This is a genomic window from Lysobacter sp. OAE881, assembly GCF_040546665.1.
Taxonomy (GTDB): Bacteria; Pseudomonadota; Gammaproteobacteria; order Xanthomonadales; family Xanthomonadaceae; genus Lysobacter_J; species Lysobacter_J soli.
In genome coordinates this window covers 871546-894686 of record NZ_JBEPOG010000001.1, presented here as the reverse complement: position 1 = coordinate 894686, position 23141 = coordinate 871546, and the positions used below count along the sequence as shown (strand labels likewise).

Annotated in this window: 20 protein-coding genes and 1 pseudogene; 8 read left to right on the top strand and 13 right to left on the bottom strand. The window is 68.7% G+C overall.

Going from position 1 to position 23141, the window contains the following annotated elements; genetic code table 11:
* Complete coding sequence (locus tag ABIE51_RS04115; protein ID WP_115841301.1) at positions 1-768, bottom strand: oxygen-binding di-iron domain-containing protein; 768 nt, start codon at positions 766-768, stop codon at positions 1-3.
* A 174-nt stretch (positions 769-942) separates the two neighbouring features.
* Between ABIE51_RS04115 and ABIE51_RS04110 the strand changes: the two genes are divergently transcribed.
* Entirely contained in the window at positions 943-1830 is an 888-nt protein-coding gene (locus ABIE51_RS04110; RefSeq protein ID WP_192632334.1) for a DMT family transporter, read from the top strand.
* Between the two features lies 1 nt (position 1831).
* Here ABIE51_RS04110 and ABIE51_RS04105 read toward each other — a convergent pair whose 3' ends face one another.
* From ABIE51_RS04105 to hppD, 7 genes are all read right to left on the bottom strand, one after another.
* A complete protein-coding gene (locus ABIE51_RS04105; RefSeq protein WP_354503502.1) occupies positions 1832-2119 on the bottom strand; it encodes a Rossmann-fold NAD(P)-binding domain-containing protein in 288 nt (95 codons plus the stop codon).
* A gap of 593 nt (positions 2120-2712) precedes the next feature.
* The gene (gene nhaA / locus ABIE51_RS04100; RefSeq protein ID WP_192632332.1) at positions 2713-3933 is read right to left on the bottom strand and encodes a Na+/H+ antiporter NhaA; all 1221 of its coding nucleotides are present in this window, start codon (positions 3931-3933) and stop codon (positions 2713-2715) included.
* Positions 3934-4006: 73 nt separating this feature from the next.
* Positions 4007-4960, bottom strand: a complete 954-nt coding sequence (locus ABIE51_RS04095) for a sodium:calcium antiporter (protein WP_115841297.1) — start codon at positions 4958-4960, stop codon at positions 4007-4009.
* Between the two features lie 72 nt (positions 4961-5032).
* Positions 5033-5668 carry a hypothetical protein gene (locus tag ABIE51_RS04090; RefSeq protein WP_192632331.1) on the bottom strand — a complete coding sequence of 212 codons (636 nt, stop codon included), beginning with the start codon at positions 5666-5668 and terminating at the stop codon, positions 5033-5035.
* An 82-nt stretch (positions 5669-5750) separates the two neighbouring features.
* Positions 5751-7058 (bottom strand): homogentisate 1,2-dioxygenase, encoded by a 1308-nt coding sequence (hmgA, locus tag ABIE51_RS04085; protein WP_192632330.1) that lies wholly within the window; start codon positions 7056-7058, stop codon positions 5751-5753.
* Complete coding sequence (locus ABIE51_RS04080; protein WP_192632329.1) at positions 7055-7468, bottom strand: endonuclease domain-containing protein; 414 nt, start codon at positions 7466-7468, stop codon at positions 7055-7057. Before ABIE51_RS04080 ends, hmgA begins: the two co-directional genes overlap by 4 nt.
* 117 nt (positions 7469-7585) lie before the next feature.
* Positions 7586-8656: a 4-hydroxyphenylpyruvate dioxygenase gene (gene hppD, locus ABIE51_RS04075; RefSeq protein WP_115841494.1), complete on the bottom strand. Its 1071-nt coding sequence runs from the start codon at positions 8654-8656 to the stop codon at positions 7586-7588.
* Between the two features lie 133 nt (positions 8657-8789).
* On the opposite strand from hppD, the gene ABIE51_RS04070 reads away from it, so the two are divergent.
* Positions 8790-9308, top strand: a complete 519-nt coding sequence (locus ABIE51_RS04070) for a MarR family winged helix-turn-helix transcriptional regulator (RefSeq protein WP_115841294.1) — start codon at positions 8790-8792, stop codon at positions 9306-9308.
* Between the two features lie 179 nt (positions 9309-9487).
* Here the strand turns inward: ABIE51_RS04070 and ABIE51_RS04065 are convergent, their stop codons facing one another.
* From ABIE51_RS04065 to ABIE51_RS04055, 3 genes are all read right to left on the bottom strand, one after another.
* The gene (locus ABIE51_RS04065; protein WP_157029303.1) at positions 9488-10996 is read right to left on the bottom strand and encodes a peptide MFS transporter; all 1509 of its coding nucleotides are present in this window, start codon (positions 10994-10996) and stop codon (positions 9488-9490) included.
* A gap of 156 nt (positions 10997-11152) precedes the next feature.
* Positions 11153-11581 carry an NUDIX hydrolase gene (locus ABIE51_RS04060; RefSeq protein WP_192632328.1) on the bottom strand — a complete coding sequence of 143 codons (429 nt, stop codon included), beginning with the start codon at positions 11579-11581 and terminating at the stop codon, positions 11153-11155.
* A 6-nt stretch (positions 11582-11587) separates the two neighbouring features.
* Entirely contained in the window at positions 11588-12472 is an 885-nt protein-coding gene (locus ABIE51_RS04055) for a tryptophan 2,3-dioxygenase (RefSeq protein ID WP_192632327.1), read from the bottom strand.
* Positions 12473-12682: 210 nt separating this feature from the next.
* Between ABIE51_RS04055 and ABIE51_RS04050 the strand changes: the two genes are divergently transcribed.
* From ABIE51_RS04050 to ABIE51_RS04025, 6 genes are all read left to right on the top strand, one after another.
* A complete protein-coding gene (locus ABIE51_RS04050) occupies positions 12683-15940 on the top strand; it encodes a lamin tail domain-containing protein (protein ID WP_192632326.1) in 3258 nt (1085 codons plus the stop codon).
* 341 nt (positions 15941-16281) lie between these two features.
* A complete protein-coding gene (gene pdhA, locus ABIE51_RS04045) occupies positions 16282-17352 on the top strand; it encodes a pyruvate dehydrogenase (acetyl-transferring) E1 component subunit alpha (RefSeq protein ID WP_192632325.1) in 1071 nt (356 codons plus the stop codon).
* On the top strand, positions 17352-18383 hold the full coding sequence (locus ABIE51_RS04040) for an alpha-ketoacid dehydrogenase subunit beta (RefSeq protein ID WP_115841288.1): 1032 nt from the start codon (positions 17352-17354) through the stop codon (positions 18381-18383). Before pdhA ends, ABIE51_RS04040 begins: the two co-directional genes overlap by 1 nt.
* A 3-nt stretch (positions 18384-18386) precedes the next feature.
* Positions 18387-18749 (top strand): SH3 domain-containing protein, encoded by a 363-nt coding sequence (locus ABIE51_RS04035; protein ID WP_192632324.1) that lies wholly within the window; start codon positions 18387-18389, stop codon positions 18747-18749.
* A 95-nt stretch (positions 18750-18844) separates the two neighbouring features.
* Positions 18845-20266, top strand: a complete 1422-nt coding sequence (locus tag ABIE51_RS04030; RefSeq protein WP_192632323.1) for a dihydrolipoamide acetyltransferase family protein — start codon at positions 18845-18847, stop codon at positions 20264-20266.
* 130 nt (positions 20267-20396) lie between these two features.
* The gene (locus ABIE51_RS04025; RefSeq protein WP_157029297.1) at positions 20397-20783 is read left to right on the top strand and encodes a VOC family protein; all 387 of its coding nucleotides are present in this window, start codon (positions 20397-20399) and stop codon (positions 20781-20783) included.
* Positions 20784-20894: 111 nt separating this feature from the next.
* Here the strand turns inward: ABIE51_RS04025 and ABIE51_RS04020 are convergent, their stop codons facing one another.
* Complete coding sequence (locus ABIE51_RS04020; RefSeq protein ID WP_157029296.1) at positions 20895-21998, bottom strand: GGDEF domain-containing protein; 1104 nt, start codon at positions 21996-21998, stop codon at positions 20895-20897.
* Positions 21999-22090: 92 nt separating this feature from the next.
* A pseudogene (locus ABIE51_RS04015) lies at positions 22091-23069 on the bottom strand (MBL fold metallo-hydrolase).
* Positions 23070-23141 lie beyond the last annotated feature (72 nt).

Sequence of the window (23141 nt, the reverse complement as noted above, 5' to 3'; positions counted from 1 at the left end):
TCACAGTCGGTAGTGCTCCGGCCCGATCAGGTCCACGCCGCACTCCAGCCGTTCGATCCAGTCCAGGAAGCGCTCCATCGTCTCGCCGCGCATCGGCAATCCGTGCTGCGGGACGATCATCGACGGCGCGAGCTGGCGCACCATGCGCGCCCACAATCGCGTGGCGCGGTTGGATGCCATGTAGCGTCGATGGAAGCCTTCCATGCGCGACACGTGCACGTCGAAGTCGTCGACGAACGCGTACGGCGTGCGGCTGGGCACCATCGACGCGCCGACGTCGCCGGAGAACAGGATCCGGCTGACGGGATCGTAGAAGCTGAAATTCCCCACCGAATGCATGAAATGCGCCGGCAGCGCGCGAACGGAACTGTCGCCCATCGGAATGTGGCCGCCTTCGTCTGGCAGCAGGTGGTAGCGATCGCTTCCCGCATTGCGCAGATAGCCCGGCACGACGTGCGGCACGAAGCGGCCCCACAGCTTCGAACACACCACCGTGGTGTTGGTGTACAGCAGCCACTTGTCGACCGAGCCGATGATGTCCGGATCCTGATGCGAGCACAGCAGCCAGGTCACGTCGGTCGGCGCGACGAACTCGCCGATCGCGAGGATCAGCGGGTTGTAGAGCAGCGCACCCCCCGGATCGAGCAGCGCGCTCGCGTCGCCATGCTGGATCAGGAACTGGTTCGCCTGCACGCCGTCGTCGCCGCGCACCAGGTCGCTGAAGGCGATGCAGCGATGGCCGGGCTGCTCGAACAGGATCGTCGCCATGGGTCCTCCCCCTTTGCACGAGCGGGCGACTGTAGAAAAACGGGCGGTCTGCGCGCTTGAGCCGGATCAAGCCGCGCGAAGGCCGCCGATGCGCACGACGTCTGGCCGCGCCCGCGGCGAAACGACGACAATGGCAACACCGGACGACTCCCCTCCCCGCGTCCGTGGAGTGCCATGTCCCCGCGCGATCTGATGCTGGTCCTGGTGGTCGTCGCGGCCTGGGCCGTGAACTTCCTGACGTCCGCGCTGGCGATGCGCGAAATCCCGCCGTTCCTTTTCACCGCGCTGCGCTTCGCGCTGCTCGCGCTGCCGCTGGCGTGGCTGGTGAAGCGGCCCGCGCCCGGCCAGTGGCCGCGCCTGCTCGCGGTGTGCCTGTGCATCGGCGTGCTGCATTTCGGCTTGAGCTTCACCGCGCTGAAGCTCGCCGGCGATCTGTCCTCGCCCGCCATCGTCATGCAGAGCTACGTGCCGATGACGACGCTGCTGGCGTGGTGGTGGCTCGGCGAGCGTTTCGCGTGGCGCACGGGGCTGGCGATCGGGATCAGCTTCGCCGGCGTGCTCGTGCTCGGACTCGATCCGACCGTGATGGACCACCCGATGTCCCTCGTGCTGATGCTGGTGTCGGCGGCGTTCCTCGCCATCGGCACCGTGCTGATGAAGGGCCTGCGCGGCATGGACGTCTACAGCCAGCAGGGCTGGACGGCGATCTTCGCCGTGCTGCCGCTGCTGGCGATCAGCGCCATGCTGGAGCCGGGCGCGCTCGCCACGCTGCCGCAGTGGAGCTGGGTGGCGTGGGCCGGCGCGCTGTATGCGGCGTTCGTGTCCTCGCTGCTCGGGCACGGGCTGTATTACGTGCTGGTGCAGCGGCACCCGGTCGCGCGCGTGATGCCGTGGCTGCTGCTGGTGCCCGTGCTGGCGATGGGGCTGGGCATCGCGTTCTGGGGCGACCGCCCCGGCCCGCGTTTGCTCATCGGGGGCGCGATGGTCCTGGGCGGCGTGCTGCTGATCGCGCTGCGCGCCCTGAGCCGGCAGCGTCCGGCCCCGCGCGCCGAGGAAATCTGACTCAGCCTTCGTCGCTGCTGCGCGGCTGGAACATCTGCGCACGCGGACGGAAAGTGCGCGGCGCGTAACCGAAATCGCGCTGCGCCGGACTCATGTCGAAGGTGAGGTCGCTGCGCATGCGGCGCACGGCGGCTTCGCCGAGGCCGGTCGCGCGGCCGGTAAGCTGCGCCACGAACAGCGCGGCGTTGAACATCGGCGACGGCAGTTCGACGAGCGTGGGCGGCGGATTCAACGATGCGAGTACGCGCGCGACCATGTCGCGATAGGTGAGCGTTTCGCCACCGGGCAAGGCATACGTCTGGCCCTGCGTCGCAGGCGAGTTCGCGCAGGCGAACGCCGCGGCGGCGAGGTCGTCGGGTGTGTACCGGCTGGCGCAGCCCGTTCGCGCCGCGCGGCAGCGGGAAGCGCCCCCAGCGGCTGGCGAGCTGCGCGATGCGCGTGAGCGTCGCGTCGCGTCCGGCGCCGTAGATCAACGTCGGACGCAGCAGCGTGGCGGTGGCGCCGCGTTCGCCGGCGGTCTTGAACACCCGCTCCTCGCCTTCGCGCAGGCGCCGCGCGACATCGCGTTCTTCCGCATCGGCCGAACCGCGCTTCACCTCGACGCTGGTCGAACCGAAGGCGATCACGCGCGCGGCCTGGATCTGCGAGGTCGCATACCAGTTCGCGAACCCGTCCAGCGGACCGCAACTGAAGATCGCGTCCACGCGCGCGGGCAGGCCTTGCGCGCCGGGAAGTTCGCCGCGCAGCCATTGCAGGCCAGGTTCGTCGGACTGTTCCGCACGCGACAGCGCCGTGATGCGCCAGCCGTCACTTCGCAGCAGCCCGAGAAGGGGAAAACCGATCTGTCCGGTCGCGCCGAACACCAGTGCGTGCCGCATGCCTTCAGTCCATCCTCGTCGTGCGCGGCAACGTCGCGCGCAACCACAGCCAGCCGCCCACCGCCGACAGCAGCGAGGCCATCAGTACGCCGAGCACCGCCGAGCCGTAGGCGTCGGTGTCGTGGTACGCGAGCGATGCGATGAACAGGCTCATCGTGAAGCCGATGCCGCACATCAGCCCGAGTCCGATCATCGCGCGCAGGTCCATCCCGTCGGGGAAACGCGCCCAGCCGAGCGCGCGCATCAGCACCGCGGCGCCGACGATGCCGATCGGCTTGCCGACCACCAGCCCGAGCACGACCCCCATCGGCAGCGGCGCGAGCAGATCGTCGAGCCGCATGCCGCCGAGCACGCGGCCGGCGTTGGCGAAGGCGAACACCGGCAGGATCGCGTACGCGACCCACGGATGCAGCGCGTGCTCCAGCGATTCCAGCGGCGAATGCACATGCGTGTCGGCGGGATCTTCAGTGCCACGGCCGTGCGGAATCATCAGCCCCGTCACCACGCCGGCGAGCGTCGCATGCACGCCGGACTTCAGCACGCACACCCACAGCACCACGCCCAGCAGCAGGTACGGTGCCAGGCGCATCACGCCGCGCCGGTTGAGCAGCCACATGCCGGCGACGGCGACCGCGGCCCACACCAGCGCCGTCACCGACAATCCGTGCGAATAGAAGAACGCGATGATCAGCACCGCGATGAGGTCGTCGACCACCGCGATCGTCGACAGCAGCAGCTTCATGCCCGCCGGCACGCGCGACCCCAGCAGCGCGAGCACGCCGAGCGCGAAGGCGATGTCGGTCGCCGTCGGCACCGCCCATCCGCGCATCGCCTGCGCGTCAGAGTGGTTCAGCGCGACGAACAGCAGCGCCGGCACCGCGACACCTGCGGCGGCGCACACCATCGGCAGCACGAGTTGCGCACGCGTCGCGAGCTGGCCGCTCAGCGCCTCGCGCTTGATCTCCAATGCGACCAGCAGGAAGAACACGGCCATCAGGCCGTCGTTGATCCACAGCAGCAGCGGCTTGGCGATCTCGAACGCGCCCACGCGCACCTGCACGGGCAGCGCGCGGAAGCCTTCGTAGTACGACACCAGCGGCGAGTTCGCCGCGACCATCGCAAGCACGGCGGCGGCGATCAGCACGATCCCGCCGGCGGCCTCCAGGCGGAAGAACTCGGCCAGCCCACGCAGTGCGCGCGGAGAGGGCCGGTTCGTGGCGTGCATCGGGGATTGCGTCATCCCGGAAGTATATCGGCCCCTGCGGCGCGCACCGGACGTGCGCGTCGCACGCGCGCGTTCAATGCATCGTGAGCAGTTCGAAGGCGACCCACGCGAGGAACGCGATCACCAGACCCGCGCCTTCGCCCTTGCTGATGTGCAGGTCGCCGCGCAGCATCGGATAGAGCATCAGCGCGAACACGCATGCCGCCGGCAGTTCGAACATCACGAACGATTCGGGGAACGCGACCGAGCCGCCGATCGCCGCCATGCCGCCGATCACCACCAGCACGTTGAACAGGCTGGAACCGATGACGTGACCCACAACGATGTCGCCGTGGCCCTTGCGTGCGGCGGAGATCGCCGCGGCCATTTCCGGCAGCGCCGTACCGATGGCCACCGGAATCAGGCCGGTGAGCAGCGGCGCCATGCCGATGCCTTCGCCGATGGTCGGCGCGCTGCGCACGACCATGCGCGAGCCGAAGTACAGCAGCACCGCGGCGATGCCGAAGCGGATGAGGTTGAGCCACAGGTCCGTGCTGGTGCGCGCGAACGCGGCGATCGCGTCCTGCAGTTCGGGCGCTTCGCGGCGCGTGCGGATCGCGGCGTACGTCACGACCGCGACGAACACGACCAGCAGCACGAAACCCTCCACGCGCGTCAGCGTGCCGTCGGAGCCGAGCAGCATCGTCAGCAACGTGCCGAGCAGCAGCGCCAGCAGCAGCGGCGACAGCGCGCGCCAGCGCACGGTCATTGGGGCGATCAACGCCGCCGCGCCGAGCGTCAGTCCCACGTTGGCGACATTGCTGCCGACCGCGTTGCCAAGCGCCAGCAGCGGCTGGTGGCGGGCGACTGCCTGCCAGTTGACCGCGAGTTCCGGCAGCGACGTGCCGAAGGCCACCAGCACCAGGCCGGCAACGAAGGGAGACGCGCCCAGCCGCTGCGCGAGGCCAGAAGCGCCCTTCACGATCGAATCGCCGCCCAGTGCGAGCAGCACCAGCCCCAGTACGAACCAGCCTATGGCCTCGAGCATCGTGTCCCCCTCCACGTCCTCAATCCCTGGATTCTATGCCCGAGGCGACGTGCGGCGTACACGACACGGGTCTCAGGAACAGCCTTCCACGTAATCGACCTGTGGCGGCTCGCCGATGCGCCACGCGGTCACGCGCCCATCCGCATCGGTCTCGAACAGCACCACGCCCGAACCGCCGCCGGGGTTCGGAATGCGCAGGTAATGGCCGCCTTCGACGTACTTGTGGTTCTGCATCTGCACGTGGCCCGCGTACAGGCGCTGGATGTCCTGCGTGGTCATGCCGATGCGGCCGCCGCCCGGCGCCTCGATGTCGGGCGTGTCCACGTCGATGCGCACGAAGCGCGAATCCTCGAACATGAAACCGATGCGATAGCCGACCTGCGGACGCGGCTGCGGCATGAGGTAGTAGCAACCCGCGGGCGTGTCGGGCTTCGGGCCGGTGAGATCCTTGCCCCACGCCATGCGCACCTGCTCCTCGGTGGCGCCGAACGGCGCGGGGCCGAAGCCGGCGTAACCGATCGCTCCGGGGGCGGGCATCACGCCGGCGGGTTGTGCGACAGGCGCCGACGGCGGTGTCGGCGACGCCGGGCTGTCGGGCGCGGCTTCCGTCTTTGCCGATGCTGGCGCCGATGGGGTCGGCTGCGCCGGCCCGCGTTCGCCGCAGGCCGACAATGCCAGCAGCAGCACCGTCGCCATCGCCATCCTCATCGCACCGCGCCCTCGTGAACGACTGGCGGGCAGCCTACTCCGGGGCGACGTCAACGGCGCGCAAATGCGCCGGGCGCATGCGTCAACGCCCGGCGTCGAAGTGCTTCTGCAGCCCGGCCCAGCACGCCTGGTAATCGCGCTGGCGATGCGCGGCGTCGATCGCCTGCTTCGTCGGGCGGATCACGGCGCGCGTTTCGAACATGAAGGCCATCGTGTCGCGGATGACGTCGGGCTTCGACAGATCGGCCGCGCTCGCCTTCTCGAAGGTGGCCGCATCCGGGCCGTGGCCCGTCATCGAGTTGTGCAGCGACGCGCCACCGGGCACGAAGCCCTCGGCCTTCGCGTCGTAGGCGCCGTGCACCAGACCCATGAACTCGCTGGCGATGTTGCGGTGGAACCACGGCGGACGGAACGTGTCCTGCGCGACGAGCCAGCGCGGCGGGAAGATCACGAAATCCATGTTGCTGGTGCCCGGCGTGTCGCTGGGCGAATGCAGCACCAGGAAGATCGACGGATCGGGATGGTCGAAGGAGATCGAACCGATCGTGTTGAACAGGCGCAGGTCGTACTTGTACGGCGCGTAGTTGCCGTGCCATGCGACGACGTCGATCGGCGAGTGGCCGATGTCGGCACGCCACAGGTGCCCCTGGAATTTCGCGACGAGTTCGAAGTCGCCATCGACGTCCTCGTACGCGGCGTTCGGTGCGAGGAAATCGCGCGGGTTCGCCAGGCCGTTGCTGCCGATAGGGCCGAGGTCCGGCAGCCGCAGCATCGCGCCGAAGTTCTCGCAGACATAGCCGCGCGCCTCGCCATCGGGCAGCGTCACCGCGAAGCGGATGCCGCGCGGGATCACGGCGATTTCCTGCGGCTCGACGTCGAGCACGCCGAGTTCGGTTTCGATATGAAGCCGTCCCTGCTGCGGCACAATCAGCAGCTCGCCGTCGGCGTCGTAAAACCAGCGGCCCTGCATGTCGCGATTGGCGGCGTAGACGTGGATCGCGACGCCGCTCTGCGCGGCGGGCGAGCCGTTGCCGGCCATGGTGAACAGCGCGTCGACGAAATCGACGCCGCCTTCGGGCATCGGCAACGGGCTCCAGCGCAGTTGGTCGGGCGAGATCGGCGCGTCGTCGAAGTCGTTGTGGAACGACGCCTTCGGATGTGCGTATGGCGAGAACCCGCCGTGCATCGCCGCCGGGCGGATGCGGTACAGCCAGCTGCGACGGTTCGCGTGGCGCGGCGCGGTGAACGCCGTACCGGAAATCTGTTCGGCATACAGCCCGTGCGCGACGCGCTGCGGCGAGTTGCGCCCGACCGGCAGCGCGCCGGCCACCGCCTCCGTCGCGAACTCGTTGCCGAAACCGGATTGGTAGCCGTTGCTGGTGATGGTCATGACGGGTCCGCCTTTGCTTGTAGCCCCTCTCCCTCCGGGAGAGGGGTTGGGGTGAGGGTCGGGGTGTCCAGATGGTTCCAGATCGCCTCGATCACCGCGTCCAGTTGCTGAAGAACTTCATTGCTTGCGAAGCGGAGGATCGCAATTCCGCGCGAGTGGAGGAAGGCGTCCCGCGCCGCATCCGATATGGCCGTGTGCTGCGAGCCATCCACCTCTACCGCCAGCCGCGCACGCTCGCAGTAGAAGTCCACGATGTACGGGGGCACTGGGTGTTGGCGACGAAACTTGAAGCCGCCGAGCTGGCTCGCACGCAACCGTTGCCACAGCACGCGCTCCGAGTCCGTCATGCCATCACGCAACCGCTTCGCATGCGCGTGGGTTCGTGTCGGCAATGGCGGCTTGGACGACATGGGCTTCCCTACCCTCACCCCAACCCCTCTCCCGCCGGGAGAGGGGCTTACCGCGCCGCAAATCTGGTACTCCTGCTGGGGCTCGGCAGATCGCGACGCAGACGCGCCGTCTGTCCCTTACAACACCCCGCGCCGCATCTGATCGCGCTCGATGCTTTCGAACAACGCCTGGAAGTTGCCTTCGCCGAAGCCTTCGTTGCCCTTGCGCTGGATGATCTCGAAGAAGATCGGGCCGATCGCGTTCTGCGTGAAGATCTGCAGCAGCTTGCGCTGGTGCGTCTCGCGGTCGGCGTCGATCAGGATCTTGTTCTTCCGCAGGCGCTCGACGTCCTCGTTGTGGCCCGGCACGCGCTGGTCGATCACTTCGAAATACGTGTCCGGCGTGTCGAGGAACTCCACGCCCTGCGCGCGCATCGCCTCGACGGTCTCGTAGATGTCGTCGGTGAAGCAGGCGATGTGCTGGATGCCCTCGCCCTTGTAGGCGTCGAGGTATTCGTTGATCTGCGACTTGGGATCGTTGGACTCGTTCAGCGGGATGCGCACGATGCCGTCCGGCGCGGTCATCGCCTTGGACACCAGGCCGGTCTTGGCGCCCTTGATGTCGAAGTAGCGGATCTCGCGGAAGTTGAACAGTCGCTCGTAATAGTCCGACCACTTCTGCATGTTGCCGAAGTAGAGGTTGTGCGTGAGGTGGTCGATGAAGGTCAGGCCGAAACCCTTCGGCGCGGCTTCGGCGCCCTGCACCGGCAGGTAGTCGCCGTCGTAGATCGAACCGGCGGCGCCGTAGCGGTCGACCAGGTACAGCATGCAGTCGCCGATGCCCTTCACCACCGGTGCGGCGACGGCGCGCGTCTCGGCCTTGTCGGTGATGGCCTCGCCGCCGTTGCCGACGACGGTGTCGAACACCTTCTGCGAGGTTTCCTTGAAGCGGATCGCGAAGCCGCACGCGCTCGGGCCGTGCTTGGCGGCGAAGTCGGCGGCGAAGCTGTCCGGGTCCTCGTTGACGAGGAAGTTCACGTCGCCCTGGCGATACACGGTGATCGCGCGCGTCTTGTGGCGCAGTACGGCCGTGAAGCCCAGCTTGCGGAAATAATCGTGGAGGGCCTCGCCCTGGCCGGCCGGGGCGGCGAATTCGACGAACTCGAAGCCGTCGATGCCGAGCGGGTTCTCGAACGTGGTGACCTGCATGCCGAGGTTGGGCTGCGCATTCATGGCATTGTTCTCAGATAGCGGCCCGGCTGTGGGGACGGACTTCCGGCCGGGCCATTCGGAAACGACCGTTATAGTTTCACCTGAAACCATAATCAAGGCACATCGCATCATGAATGCGCGCGACCCCGGAATTCCCAAGCTCAACCAGGGCCCGCTCGGGCCCCTGCCCGGCCACGCCCAGCTCGACCTGGAGCATTTCCTGCCGTACCGGCTCTCGGTGCTGAGCAACCGCGTGAGCGGCACGATCGCGCGCATCTACACCGAGCGATTCCAGCTCAGCATCACCGAATGGCGGGTGATGGCGGTGCTCGGGCGCTATCCGGGGCTGTCGGCCAACGAGGTCGCCCAGCGCACCGCGATGGACAAGGTCGCCGTGAGTCGCGCCGTCGCGCGCCTGCTCGATGCGGGGCGTCTGGATCGCGAGATCCACGGCGACGACCGGCGTCGTTCGGTGCTGAAACTGTCCGAGGGCGGCTACCGCATCTATGACGAAGTGGCGCCGCTGGCGTTGGCGTTCGAGCGACGCCTGCTCGACGGCATCGACGACCAGGAGCGCGCCGTGCTGTTCCGCCTGCTCGACAAGCTGGACGAGCTGGAACTGCGGGCCGAGGCGGAAGGGGTTTCGTAGGCCTTTGCTGGTGCGGCCTCTCTGCAAGCGAATGGAGAAAAGCACAACGGCGACCCGAAGGTCGCCGTTGTTCTTTTGAAGCACTGCGATTTGAAGCGCTACCGGCCTGGATCCCGGCTTTCGCCGGGATGACGCATCGGCAAAGCGGCTCGCGCGTAACGCGCGAGCCGGCCGATGCGTCACTTCACGCCATGCATCAGTCGCTGCACGAGCGGCGCGATGAGGAACAGCAGCACGCCCGGGATCACCAGCGCCCAGAAGCCGAAGGTGTAGCCCGACAGCGCCGACTGCACGTTCATGCCGGTCTCGCCCGACACGTGGCTGGCGAAGATGCCCGACAGGTTGTTGCCGATGCCGGTCGACAGGAACCAGCCGCCCATGCCGAAGCCGACCAGGCGGACCGGCGCCAGCTTGGTCACCATCGACAGGCCGATCGGCGACAGGCACAGCTCGCCGATGGACTGGATCCAGTACACCGCGAACAGCGTCCAGAACGGGATCTTCAGCGTCTGCGGATCGACCAGCGTCGACAGCGCGAACATCAGCAGCAGGAAGGCCAGGCCGTTGAAGATCAGGCCCAGGCTGAACTTGCGCGGGATCGACGGGTTGTGGCGGCCCATCTTCACCCAGATCCACGCGATGATCGGCGCCAGCGTGATGATCGCCACCGAGTTCACCGACTGGAACCAGCCCACCGGGAACGTCCAGCCGCCGAAGTCGCGGTTGACGATCTTCTCGGCGAGGAAGCTGAAGGAGCTGCCGGCCTGTTCGAAGAAGCACCAGAACAGCACGTTGAACGCGAAGATGATCAGCATCGCGATCACCATGTCGCGCTGGCGCGGGCCTTCGCGGATGCCCTCCACCAGCAGCAGGATCGCCAGCGCGACGAACATCGCCGTGAGCACCCACTGCAGCGAGTCGGCGCCCATGCTCAGCAGGAAGTAGATACCGGGGATCGCGATGATCGCGCACAGCGCGGTGATCGCCAGGCGCTTGCGGCTCTCGCTGCCGACCGGCGGCAGGCCGATGCCCTGCAGCTGGCCGCGGCCGATCCAGAACCAGACCAGGCTGATCAGCATGCCGATGCCGGAGGTGATGAACACCACCTTGTAGGCCGGCATGTCGGGCGAACCGAACACGTTCTCGGCGAACCAGCCGGTGATCAGCGGCGAGACCATCGCGCCCAGGTTGATGCCCATGTAGAACAGGGTGAAACCCGAGTCGCGGCGCTCGTCGCCGACGGCGTAGAGCTTGCCGACCATCGTGGAGATGTTCGGCTTGAACAGGCCGTTGCCGGCGATGATCGTCGCCAGGCCGAGCTTGAAGACCTCATGGTTCGGCATCGCGATCATGAACAGGCCCGCGGCCATGATCGTCGCGCCGAGCAGGATGGAGCGCTGGTAGCCGATCACGCGGTCGGCCACGTAACCGCCGAAGATCGCCGCGGCGTACACCAGTGCCAGGTAGGCGCCGTAGAGCTGGTTGGCGGGCGTCTCGCCCGTGCCGCTGCCGTCGTAGAACTGGGCGACGATGTAGAGCACCAGCGCCCAGCGGATGCCGTAGAACGCGAAGCGCTCCCAGAACTCCGTCATGAAGAGCATCCACAGCGGGCGCGGATGGCCCATGGTCTGCGGGAATGCGGGAAGAGGCGCGGCCTGGCCGGGCGTCGGTGTAGCGGTTCCGCTCATGCGGTGTCCCCCGTGGTGGATCAAGTACTGACAAAGGAAAACCCACGCCGGGCGGCACGGGACCGGGGAGGATTACCGGGCCGCGCCCCTTCCGTCAAACACACGTGAAGGCGGAAAAGCCGTGCTGCGGCGCAGCATCCGGCTGAACAGGGACGATCAGGGCCGGCCGGCGGCGGCCGCGGCTTCGACCGCCAATGCGAGCAAACGCGGGAAGTCCGGATGCGCGTCGCGCAGCTTCGCCTGCGCATCTTCCAGCGCGCACCAGCGCAGTTCGGAATGCTCGGCGAGGTTCGCCGGCTCGCCGGTCCAGTTGGCGACGCGGTACAGCCGCAGGCGCCACGGCTCGGGCGCGGCACCTTCGAGGTCGCCCAGATAGAACAAGTCGCGCGCCTCGACGACGAGCCCGAGTTCCTCCGCCAGTTCCCGCGCGATCGCCTGCTCGCCGCTCTCGCCCGCTTCGACGTGGCCGCCGAACACGTCCCACGCACCGGCGAGCCAGTCGCAATCATCGCGTCGCCGGCCGAGCAGCACGTGCCCATCGCGCACCAGCAGCGCGCCGACACAGTCGTGCACGCGGCGCGCCATCGACCCTTACTCCGCCGGTGGCGAGTGGTACGCCGGGCCGCCGCCGATCATCGTGCGCACGTCGAACAGCTCGGGGAAGAAGGTCAGGTCCAGCGCCTGCCGCAGGAAGCCGACGCCGCTCGATCCACCGGTGCCCCGCTTGAAACCGATGATGCGCATCACCGTGCGCATGTGGCGGAAGCGCCACAGCTGGAACTGGCTTTCCAGGTCGACCAGGTCCTCGCACAGGTGGTACGCGGCCCAGTGCGCGTCGACGTTCTCGTAGATGCGTTCGAACACCGGCAGCAGCGCCGGATCGGCTACGTGCGACTGCGACCAGTCGCGCTCGACGTGGCGCGCCGGAACGTCATGGCCATGGCGCGCGAGGTAACGCAGCGCCTCGTCGTAGAGGCTGGGCGACTCGAGCACTTCGCGCAGCGCGCCTTCGGCCTTCGCGTCGTGCGCGAACACCTTCAGCATCGACGCGTTCTTGTTGCCCAGCAGGAATTCGATCGTGCGGTACTGCAGCGACTGGAAGCCCGACGACGGGCCGAGGATCTCGCGGAACTTCATGTAGTCCGACGGCGTCATCGTCTCCAGCACCGACCACATCTCGGTCAGCTGGCGCAGGATGTTCTTGCAGCGCGCGAAGATCTTCTGGCATTCGCCCAGGCGATCCTCGCGCAGGTTCGCGATCGCGGCCTTCAGCTCGTGGATCATCAGCTTCATCCACAGCTCGGCGACCTGGTGCTGCACGATGAACAGCAGTTCGTCGTGCTGCGGCGGGTTGGACAGCCGCTGCTGCGCCGACAGCAGCGTGTCGAGCTGCAGGTAACCGGAATAGCTCATCCGCCCTTCGAAATCGGTGTGGATGCTCGATTCCAGTTCGCGCTCGTTCTTCTCGACCGTCATTGCAGGCTCGGGTGACGCCGGAAGGTTCCGGCCAGGGGGATGAAAAGGGTAGCGCATCGGTGCCGTTCGCCCGGACGGACGGTCACCCGCGTGAAATACCCGCGACGGACGATGCGGCAGACTCGGCCGGTCCGCGAACAGGGGCGTGGGCAAGCGAGGAACGCTCACTCGGGCGGCCCGACGGGCCCGCCCACCAACGGGGAAAGACTTATGGACAGGGTCAGGGGCCGCGTCGCGGCCGCGTTGTTCTCCTTCGCATCGCTGCTGGCGCTGGCCGGCGGCGCGCAGGCGCAGGTGGTCATCAGCCAGGTCTACGGCGGCGGCGGCGGTGGCACGGCCGTCTTCGCGAACGACTTCGTGGAGCTCTACAACCGCGGCACCACGCCGGTGTCGCTGGCCGGCATGTCGGTGCAGTACGCCAGCGCGACCGGCACCGGCAACTTCAGCGGCGTCGCCGTGTTGCCCGCCGCGACCGTGCAGCCGGGCAAGTACTTCCTGGTCGCGATGAGCGGCGGCACGGCCGGCGCGCCGCTGCCGACGCCCGACGCCACCGGCCCCGCGGCGATGGCCGCCGGCGCCGGCAAGGTCGCACTCATCCGGCAGGCCGCCGCGCTGGCCTGCAACGGCGCAAGCACGCCGTGTTCGGCCGAACAGCGCGCGCTGATCGCCGACCTCGTCGGCTATGGCAACGCCAACTTCTTCGAAGGTGCCGGCGCCGCGCCGACGCTCAGCGCCGCCACGGCCGCGCTGCGAAACAGTAACGGCGCGAGCGACACCGACAACAACAATGCCGACTTCACCGCAGGTACGCCGGCGCCGCGCAACAGCGGCTCGACGCCGACGGAGCCGGAGCCCGCGACGCCGCGCACCATCGCGCAGATCCAGGGCAGCGGGCTGCGTTCGCCGGAGGAAGGCGAGCGCGTGGTGACCGAAGGCATCGTCACCGCGCTGAAGTTCAACAACGGCTTCTTCCTGCAGGCCGCGAACGACGACGGCGATCCGTTGACGTCCGACGGCGTGTTCGTTTTTACCAGCGCAGCGCCGCCGGCCTCGGCCGCGGTGGGCAACCGTGTGCGCGTGACGGGCAAGGTCGAGGAATTCGTCCCGGCGTCCAACGTCAACCAGCTCACGATCACCGAGATCACCGGGCCGACGGTGGAACTGCTCGAGACCGGCGTCGCGCTGCCAGCACCGGTCGAACTCACCGCCGCAGAGTTGTCGCCCGCGGCCACGCCGGCCACGCTCGAACGCCTCGAAGGTATGCGCGTCAGCGTGGCGAGCGCGGTCGTGGTCGGCCCGTCGGAAGGCCGCATCGACGAGGATGACGCCACCGCCAGCAGCGACGGCGTGTTCTACGTGACGTTGCCCGACGTGCCGACGCCGTTCCGCGAACCCGGCATCGGCGTGATGGACGCCGCGCTGGCGACGCTGCCGCCGAGCAAGAACCCGCCGCTGTTCGACACCAACCCCGAGCGCCTGATGGTCCGCAGCCGCGGCCAGGTCGGCGCGTTCGCACTGTCGGCCGATGCCGGCGCGCAGGCGGCCGGGCTGCTTGGCGTGCTCGACTACTTCGGCGGAACGTGGGCACTGCTGCCCGACACGGCAACGCCGCCGACCGTCACCGCCGGCCGCCTGCCACAGGCCGTGAACGACGCACAGCGCGACGAGGTCACCGTCGGCGGCTTCAATCTGCTGCGCTTCTTCGACGAGGTGGACGACAACAACGGCGCGCCGACGATCAAGTCCGAGGCGCTCGACAAGCGCCTGACGAAGACCGCGGGCGTCATCTGCGATTACCTCAAGACGCCCGACATCCTCGGCGTGGTCGAAGTGGAGAACCTGCGCGTGCTCGGCATGCTCGCCGACCGCATCAACGCCAGCTGCGCGAGCGCGCCGCAGTACGTGCCGTACCTGTCGCAGGGCAACGACGTGGGCGGCATCAACGTCGGCTTCCTCGTGGCCACGCGCAGCGTTGGCGCAGGCGTCTCGCGCGTGGAGGTCCGTGAAGTCGTGCAGTTCGGCAAGGACGCGACGCTCGCCAATCCCGACGGCAGCACCAGCCTGCTCAACGACCGCCCGCCGCTGCTGCTGCGCGCCACCGTGCACCACGACAACGGCGCGACGTATCCGGTGACGGTCGTGGTGAACCACCTGCGTTCGCTCGGCGACATCGATTCGACCGCGCCCGGCAGCAACGGCTGGAGCACCGACGGCGCGCGCGTGCGGGCCAAGCGCGGCGCGCAGGCGGCGTACCTTGCCGGCCTGGTGCAGCAGATGCAGACCGCGAATCCGGACGAGAAGATCGTGCTGGTCGGCGACTTCAACGCGTTCGAATTCAACGACGGCTACGTCGACGTGCTCGGCGTCATCAAGGGCGCCGAAGCCGCGGAAGACCAGGTGCTCACCTACGTCGACAGCCCGGTGACGACGCCGCTGATCGACGGCTCGGAACTGATCGCCGATCCCGCCGAGCGTTACTCGTACGTCTTCGCCGGCAACGCGCAGACGCTCGACCACGTGCTGGTGAACGAAGCGGTGGTGATGGGCGCGTCGACCGTCACCGTCGAACACGCGCGCATCAACGCCGGCTTCGCGGTGGACCACTTCGGCGACACCTCGGTGCCGCTGCGCGTGTCCGACCACGATCCGGTGCGGGTGGCGATCCGCGTGCCGCAGTTCCGCAGTGCGAACCTGTCGGCCACCGCTTCGGCGTCGCCCGCGACGCTGCGCGCCGGTGAAGTGGCGACGTGGACCGCAACCGTGCACAACGCCGGCCCCGACGCCGCCGATGGCGCCGCGGTGGCGTTCGCGTTCGATGCGGACGTGACGCCGGCCATCGACGTGCCCGCCGGCTGGATGTGCGACGCGCCCGTGCATGACGCCGGCGCGACGACCGTCGCCTGCACGCTCGCCGCGCTCGCATCGCAACAGAACGCGACGTTCACGCTGCGCACGACGATGCCGGCGCTGGCGAACGGCAGCGTGGTGCGCATGGCGGTGGCCGCGCGCTCGCAGACGCGCGATCCGTCCAACGCCGACAACGACGCCGTCGCGCAGGTCACGGTGGTCACTGCCGCCGACCTGTCGGTGCGCATCGAAGGCGGCGCGCTGCCGGTGCGCAAGGGCGCGATCGCGACGTTCCTGGTGCCGGTGCGCAACGCCGGTCCGGACGCCGCGGTGCAACCGACGCTGACGATCGACGGCAACGTCGCGGTGTCGGCCGCGGCGGTGGCGGCGCCGTCCGGCTGGAGTTGCGCGCGCGTCGCGACGACCTCGGGCTTCCGCGCGCAGTGCACGCGGAACGCTTCGCTCGGCACGAACGTGCAGTGGTTCGCCTTCGCGATCGTCGTGCCGGAGCGCCCGCGCACCGGCACGCAGCTGGAGTTCAACGCCCGTGTCGAATCGGCCACGCCCGATCCTGACGCGTCCGACAACACCGACACGCTGACGGTGGCGATCCGCCGCTGATCGACGACAGGTGACCACACGGAAGGGCGCGGCGATCCCGCGCCCTTTCCGTTTCCGAACCGCGCATTCAGCTGCGTTCCATACCGCCGCGTCCGGCGCCGTCTAGCGTCTTTTCCGCAAAGTTGCATGCCGCACCGCGCAACGGGCCTTTACGCGCCCTTGGGTATCATCCCGGGCTACAGCGCGTCGCTACGGCCCGGTTTTTCCAAGGCCGCCGGCGCGCCTCGGAGCCAGGTCGGGCATGCCCCGGCCCAGCCCTCCGAACGGTCCTGCGCCGGCACTGGATCCGGGACGCGGCCGCTTCGGCTCCCTGTCACCGACACCCAGTCAGGACTCCCGCGATGACGGTCGCCGCGACCTTCGAAATCGAATATTTGCAATACCTCGGCGCCGACGGCAAGCCCGTCGCCGAGCTCCCCGCCGCGTTCCGCGATCCCAAGGCGCTGCTGCCGTTGTTCAAGCGGATGCTGTTCGTGCGCACGTTCGACGCGAAGGCCATCGCGCTGCAACGCACCGGCAAGCTCGGCACGTACGCCAGCTGCCTCGGCCACGAGGCCACGCACGTGGGCATCGGCGCGTCGATGCAGCCCGACGACGTGTTCGCCCCGAGCTATCGCGAATACGGTGCGCAGTTCATGCGCGGCGTGCTGCCGCGCGAAGTGCTGCTGTACTGGGGTGGCGACGAACGCGGCAACGACTTCTCCGGCCCGAAACAGGATTACGCCTGGTGCGTGCCGATTTCCACGCAGTGCCTGCACGCCGCCGGGGCCGCGCTGAAGTTCAAGCTGATGAAGCAGAAGCAGCTCGCCGTGGCGTGCTGCGGCGACGGCGGTTCGTCGAAGACCGACTTCTACGCCGCGCTCAATTCGGCCGGCGCGTACCAGCTGCCGCTGATCCTGTGCGTGGTGAACAACGGCTGGGCGATCTCCGTCCCGCGTTCGGCGCAGACCGGCGCGAAGACGCTCGCGCAGAAGGGCCTGGCCGGCGGCCTGCATTGCCTGCAGGTGGACGGCAACGACCTCATCGCCGTGCTCGAAGGCATGCGCCGCGCGAGCGAACGCGCGCGTAGCGGCGAGGGTGGCAGCGTGATCGAGTTCATGACCTATCGCCTGCACGACCACACCACCGCCGACGACGCACGCCGTTATCGCGACGAAAGCGAAGTGAAGGACGCCTGGACGCGCGAACCGATCGCGCGCCTGCGTGCCTACCTCACCGCGCAGGGCGTGTGGAGCGAGGACGAAGAGAAGGCCTGGGGCGAGGAATGCGGCAAGAAGGTCGACGTCGAGATCAACGCCTACCTCGAAACGCCGGTGCAGCCGGTCGAGGCGATGTTCGATTACCTCTACGCCGATCCGCCGCCGGACCTGCTGGCGCAACGCGCCTTCGCGCTCGCACAGGAGGGCCGCTGATGAACGCCGAAGACAAGAAGAAGATCGAATCGGCCAAGTCCGTCGGCGCGCCGGCGGCGATCACGCTGATCGAGGCGATTACGCAGGCGCTCGCGTATGAAATGCGCGCCGACGACAAGGTGCTCGTGCTCGGCGAGGACGTCGGCGTGAACGGTGGCGTGTTCCGCGCCACCGCCGGCCTGCAGCAGCAGTTCGGCCCGGAGCGCGTGCTCGACACGCCGCTGGACGAAACCACCATCGCCGGCCTCACCGTTGGCCTCGCGTCGCAGGGCATGAAGCCGGTCGCCGAATCGCAGTTCGACGGCTTCGTGTACCCGATGGTGGACCACATCATCTGCCACGCCGCGCGTTTCCGTTACCGCACGCGCGGTCGCCTCAGCTGCCCGATGGTGCTTCGCGTGCCGTGGGGCGGCGGCATCCGCGCACCGGAACACCACAGCGAAGCGAACGAAGCCATCTTCACCAACGTGCCGGGCCTGCGCGTGGTGATGCCGTCCTCGCCCGCGCGCGCCTACGGCCTGCTGCTCGCCGCGATCCGCGATCCGGATCCGGTGATCTTCATGGAACCCAAGCGCATCTACCGCCAGTACAAGGAAGTCGTGCCCGACGACGGCGAAGCGCTGCCTCTGGACGTGTGCTACGTGCTGCGCGACGGCACCGACGTGACGCTGGTGACGTGGGGCGCGCAGGTCAAGGAAGCGCTGGAAGCGGCCGAAAAACTCGCCGGCGAAGGCATCAGCGCCGAGGTCATCGACGTCGCCACGCTGCGTCCGCTCGACTTCGACACCATTGCCGAATCGGTCAGCCGCACCGGCCGTTGCGTGATCGTGCACGAAGCGCCGAAGACCGCCGGTTTCGGCGCGGAAATCGCCGCGCGCCTGGCCGAGGAATCGATGTTCGACCTGCTCGCACCGGTGGAACGCGTGACCGGCTACGACACGCACATCCCGCTGTTCCGCCTGGAAATGAAGTACCTGCCGAGCGTCGACCGCATCGTCGCGGCCGCCAAGCGCACGCTGGCGGCGAGCTGAGCCATGCGCCACGCACGCGTCGTCGTCTCGCACAACGCGCCGGATCGCCCGCCGATCCGGCTCGCGCGCGGCGACGCCGTGCAACTGGGCGATCGCGACACCGACTGGCCCGAGTTCGTGTGGACCACGATCGCCGAAGGCCATGCGGGCTGGGTGCCGGCGAAGCTGTTCGATCGCGAACAGGGCCCGGCCACCGCGCTCGACGATTACGACACGCGCGAGCTCGACACGCAGGCCGACGAAGTGGTGACGCTGCAGTACGAACTCGCCGGCTGGTGGTGGGCGCGCAACGCGCTCGGCCACCAGGGCTGGATCCCGGCGCGTTCGCTCGAACTGCTCGACGACAACGACGGCGAGGACGCGTGACCGCGTCGCCGTCGGTTTCCACGTTCCGGCATTGAATACCCGCCCGCCGCGCACCGCGCGAGGGCACCACCGCACTCCAACGAGACAACGACCGTATGGCCAACACGAAGAAGACCTTCCTGCTCCCCGACCTCGGCGAGGGCCTGCCCGACGCGACGATCGTCGAGTGGTACGTGAAGGAAGGCGACACGATCCGCCTCGACGACAACCTGGTGTCGATGGAAACGGCCAAGGCCGTCGTCGACGTGCCTTCGCCCGTTTCGGGCAAGGTCGTGCGGCTCGCCGGTGCGGCGGGCGACGTGATCGTCACCGGCAAGATGCTGGCCGAATTCGAGATCGATCCGTCGATGCCGCAGCGCGCCGAAGGACAGGACACCGGCCACCACCACGGCGCCGGCAGCCACGCGCCGGAAGACGGCGACAAGGTCGTCGCGTCCGACGAAGGCGGCGTGATCAGCGACGCGGGCGAGGAAGCGCCGAAAGGTGAGGCACGTGCGGATTCGGGCACGGTCGTCGGCGCGATGCAGAGCTCCGATGCGGTTCGCAGCGAACAGGCCGTCGCGGTGGGCGGCGTGAAGGCGATGCCTGCCGTGCGCGCGATGGCACGCAAGCTCGGCGTCGACATCGCACGCGTTCGCGCGTCCGGCGCCGATGGCGTGGTGACGATGGATGACGTGAAGCGCGCGGCCGCCGACGGTTCGGCATCGGGCATCGCGCCGTCCGCCCGGGTGAAAGGCACCGGCGGTGCCGAACTGCCCGCATCCCGCCCGCACCCCAGCCCTGCCCCGCAAGCGGCACCGTCGATGACGGCGCCGGCGCGCAGCACGCTGTCGCAGGGCGGCAAGCCGATGCGCACGCAGCCGCCGGGCGTAGCCGCCAGCGGCCAGCCGGAACAGCTCAAGGGCGTGCGCCGCAACATGGCACGCGTGATGGCCGACGCGCACGCGAAGGTCGTGCCGACCACGCTGTGCGACGACGCCGACCTGCACGCGTGGCTCGGCAAGCAGGACATCACCGCGCGCCTGGTGCGCGCGATCGTCGCCGCCTGCAAGACGGTGCCGGCGCTCAACGCATGGTTCGACGGCGAGACGCTGACGCGCACGCTGCATCCGCATGTCGACATCGGCATTGCCGTGGACACCGAGGACGGCCTGTTCGTGCCGGCGCTGCGCAACGCCGACATGCTCGACGGCACCGGCGTGCGCGGCGCGATCCAGCGCCTGCGCGCGCAGGTCGAGGACCGCACGATCCCCGCGACCGAACTGAGCGGCTACACGATCTCGCTGTCGAACTTCGGCATGTTCGCCGGCCGCTACGCGACGCCGGTCGTCGTGCCGCCGTGCGTGGCGATCATCGGCGCCGGTAAGCTCAGCCATGACGTGGTCGCCGTGATGGGCGGCATCGAAGTGCACCGCCGCATGCCGATCTCGCTGACCTTCGACCACCGCGCCTGCACCGGCGGCGAAGCGGCGCGCTTCCTCAAGGCGCTGCTGGACGACATGGCCCTGCCCCAGTAAACGCACCCGTAGTCCGGGCAAGGCGGAGAAGCCGCTGCGCCCGGATTCACCTCGCTGGACAAGCTGCTGACAGGAGGTTGTCAGCAGCTGCGGTACAACCTGCTCCCATCATCCGAACGGGAGTCCTGCCATGGCGCACCGCAGCCGTCTTGCCGGTTTCATCATCGACTGCAAGACCGACGACCTCGACGCCGCCGCCGATTTCTGGAGCCAGGCGCTCGGCGTGACCATCGCCGACCGCCACGCGGGCGACGACACCGCCGAATACCAGAACTTCGGCAACACGCCGGGCGATCTGTACATCGAAGTGCAGAAAGTCGACCACCCCTCGCGCGTGCACCTGGACATCGAAGCCGACGACATCGACGCCGAAGCCGAACGGCTGGAGAAGCTCGGCGCGAAGAAGGTCGCGTTCGTGAAGCGCTGGTGGGTGATGGAAGCGCCGACGGGCCAGCGCTTCTGCGTGGTGAAGATGAAGGAGCCGGAGAAGCGGTCGGTGCCGAATGAGTGGGCGTGAGCGGCGCTTGGCGATCAGCGACAAGCCGCGGCAAACGAAGCCGTCATCCCGGCGGAAGCCGCGATGACGGCAGATCGTTGAGGCACCGGCCAACGGGATACGACGCCTGCCTCACCCATGATGCAGCGGCGTATCGTCCACCACCACGCGATTGCGGCCCGTGGCCTTTGCGCGATACAGCGCCTGGTCGGCGCGGTCGAACACCTGCTCCGACCAGTCGCGCGTCGGTTCGCCTGCCGCGATTCCCATCGACACGGTGAGCGCGAACGGCAGCGGCGCCACGGCGATGCGCTGGCGGATCCGTTCGGCCACCTGCGCGGCCTGCGCGAGGTGCGTGTCGGGAAGCAGGATCAGGAACTCCTCGCCGCCGTAACGCACGGCGATGTCGCCCTCGCGGATCGACGCGTTGACCGCATCGGCGACGGCGCGCAGTGCGCGATCACCCAGCAGATGTCCGTGGCGGTCGTTGACGTCCTTGAAGTGGTCCACGTCCAGCAGCATCAGCGTGTACGGCGACTGCTGCAGCAGCCGCATCGCCTCGGCGTTGTCGCGCAGCTGCGCGAGCGCGGAACGGTTTAGCAGCCCGGTGAGCGCATCGTGCGTCGCGCGATGTTCGAGCAGGTCGTGGCGACGCTGCAGGTCGGCGCGCGCATCTTCCAGCCGTTGCGCGAAGGCCTCGCGCTCGCTGAGCAGGCGGCGCTGCTCCATGGCGTAGCGGCGAAGCTCCAGCAGGTGCTGCGTCTGTCGCGCGAGCACTTCCAGTCCCTCGCGCTGCGCATCGGTGAGCGTGCGCGGCTTGTTGTCGAGCACGCACACCACGCCGAGCGGCTGGCCGTCGGGGCTCAGCAGCGGCACGCCGGCGTAGAAGCGCAGCGGATCGCCATCCACGCGCATCGTCGGGCGCGGCAGGTCGGGATGGTCGTAGAGATCCTCGACGACGAGCGTGCGGTCGGGCTGGCGGATCGCGCGGTCGCAGATCGCCTCGCTGCGCGCGGTCTCGCGCACGTCCAGTCCGATCTGCGCCTTGAACCACTGCCGGTCGTGGTCGATCAGCGAGATCGCCGCGGCCGGCACATCGCACAGCGTGACCGCCAGCCGGACGATGTCGTCGTACGGCTGCTCCGCCACTGAACCCACGACCGCATACGCATCCAGCGCGGCCTGTCGGCGCGCCTCGTCGGACGGCGGTGGAAGAAGGGGTCGCGGAGCGGGCATGGCGCATTGCCAAAAAGGTCGCTAAGGCTACTCCCGGCCCGCCTGTGGACCCGTGATCGAGCCCACAACCTGCGCGGCTGCCGCCGCATCGTTCAGCCGCCCGCCGGACCGCTGCGAACCTGAACAGGGCGCGCCGCCGCGTTTTCCCGGGCCAGCCAGATTTCCAGCCCCTGCGCGTTGAGCCCGATGTCGATGGCCAGCAGCGCGCGGACCTCCTCCGGCGCCAGCGGCGAGCCGTGCACGCGGGCGCGCTCGATATATAGCACCGCCAGCGCCTCGACCAGCCGTTCGTGCCGGTCGGCGTGGCCGCCGGCCTCACGGGCGAGCGCGACCATGGCGTCGATCTGCGCGATGAGGTCGCTGCCCAGGCGCGCCACGTCGCCGACGCGCCCGTAGTGGGTCAGGTGCATCGCGACCGGATCGCGCGCGAGCATCGTCCGGATCGACGCCTTCAGCGGCTCGGGTTCGAACTGCACCGGCGAGGTGGTCGGAATCACGAACGGCTCGCCATGCGCGTTGTCGAACTCGCGATACGACAGGCCGAACGTATCGCCGGTGAACCAGCTGCGGCTGCGCTCGTCCCACACGCACAGGTGATGGCGCGCATGCCCGGGCGTATCGATGCACAGCAGCGGACGACCGGCCAGGTCGAGCGTCTCGCCGTCACGCACTTCGCGCACGCGCGCGGGCGTCGACAGGGGCGATTTCACCGTAGCTGCGCGCGATCTCCTCCTCGCCGTACACCGCGGTGGCGCCGGCGACGAGGCGTTCGGGATCGATCATGTGCGGCGCGCCGCGCGGATGCACGGCGAGCGTCGCGTTCGGCAGCGCGCGCATCAGCGCGCCTGCGCCGCCCGCGTGGTCCAGGTGCACGTGCGTGAGGATCAGCCAGTCGACGTCCTGCGGTTGCAGGCCCTGCCACGACAGCGCATCGAGCATCGCCGGCACCGAGTGCTGCGTGCCGCAATCGACGTACGCGCCGCGTCCGTGTTCGACGATGAGGTAGGCGGCGTCGAAATTGGGCCGCTGGAATCCGGTGTCGATGGTGACGATGCCGTGCGCGTCGTTCATGCCGTGCGGCTCCTCGTGGGCGTCCCTGCAGTCTAGGGCGCGCGACGTGACGCGACGATGCGGCTTTGGTCG

Bases quoted from the DNA above. Each gene is read 5' to 3' on its own strand.
- ABIE51_RS04115 (WP_115841301.1), bottom strand. From the start codon at position 768: ATGGCGACGATCCTGTTCGAGCAGCCCGGCCATCGCTGCATCGCCTTC.
- ABIE51_RS04110 (WP_192632334.1), top strand. From the start codon at position 943: ATGTCCCCGCGCGATCTGATGCTGGTCCTGGTGGTCGTCGCGGCCTGG.
- nhaA (WP_192632332.1), bottom strand. From the start codon at position 3,933: ATGCACGCCACGAACCGGCCCTCTCCGCGCGCACTGCGTGGGCTGGCC.
- ABIE51_RS04095 (WP_115841297.1), bottom strand. From the start codon at position 4,960: ATGCTCGAGGCCATAGGCTGGTTCGTACTGGGGCTGGTGCTGCTCGCA.
- ABIE51_RS04090 (WP_192632331.1), bottom strand. From the start codon at position 5,668: ATGAGGATGGCGATGGCGACGGTGCTGCTGCTGGCATTGTCGGCCTGC.
- hmgA (WP_192632330.1), bottom strand. From the start codon at position 7,058: ATGACCATCACCAGCAACGGCTACCAATCCGGTTTCGGCAACGAGTTC.
- ABIE51_RS04080 (WP_192632329.1), bottom strand. From the start codon at position 7,468: ATGTCGTCCAAGCCGCCATTGCCGACACGAACCCACGCGCATGCGAAG.
- hppD (WP_115841494.1), bottom strand. From the start codon at position 8,656: ATGCAGGTCACCACGTTCGAGAACCCGCTCGGCATCGACGGCTTCGAG.
- ABIE51_RS04070 (WP_115841294.1), top strand. From the start codon at position 8,790: ATGAATGCGCGCGACCCCGGAATTCCCAAGCTCAACCAGGGCCCGCTC.
- ABIE51_RS04065 (WP_157029303.1), bottom strand. From the start codon at position 10,996: ATGAGCGGAACCGCTACACCGACGCCCGGCCAGGCCGCGCCTCTTCCC.
- ABIE51_RS04060 (WP_192632328.1), bottom strand. From the start codon at position 11,581: ATGGCGCGCCGCGTGCACGACTGTGTCGGCGCGCTGCTGGTGCGCGAT.
- ABIE51_RS04055 (WP_192632327.1), bottom strand. From the start codon at position 12,472: ATGACGGTCGAGAAGAACGAGCGCGAACTGGAATCGAGCATCCACACC.
- ABIE51_RS04050 (WP_192632326.1), top strand. From the start codon at position 12,683: ATGGACAGGGTCAGGGGCCGCGTCGCGGCCGCGTTGTTCTCCTTCGCA.
- pdhA (WP_192632325.1), top strand. From the start codon at position 16,282: ATGACGGTCGCCGCGACCTTCGAAATCGAATATTTGCAATACCTCGGC.
- ABIE51_RS04040 (WP_115841288.1), top strand. From the start codon at position 17,352: ATGAACGCCGAAGACAAGAAGAAGATCGAATCGGCCAAGTCCGTCGGC.
- ABIE51_RS04035 (WP_192632324.1), top strand. From the start codon at position 18,387: ATGCGCCACGCACGCGTCGTCGTCTCGCACAACGCGCCGGATCGCCCG.
- ABIE51_RS04030 (WP_192632323.1), top strand. From the start codon at position 18,845: ATGGCCAACACGAAGAAGACCTTCCTGCTCCCCGACCTCGGCGAGGGC.
- ABIE51_RS04025 (WP_157029297.1), top strand. From the start codon at position 20,397: ATGGCGCACCGCAGCCGTCTTGCCGGTTTCATCATCGACTGCAAGACC.
- ABIE51_RS04020 (WP_157029296.1), bottom strand. From the start codon at position 21,998: ATGCCCGCTCCGCGACCCCTTCTTCCACCGCCGTCCGACGAGGCGCGC.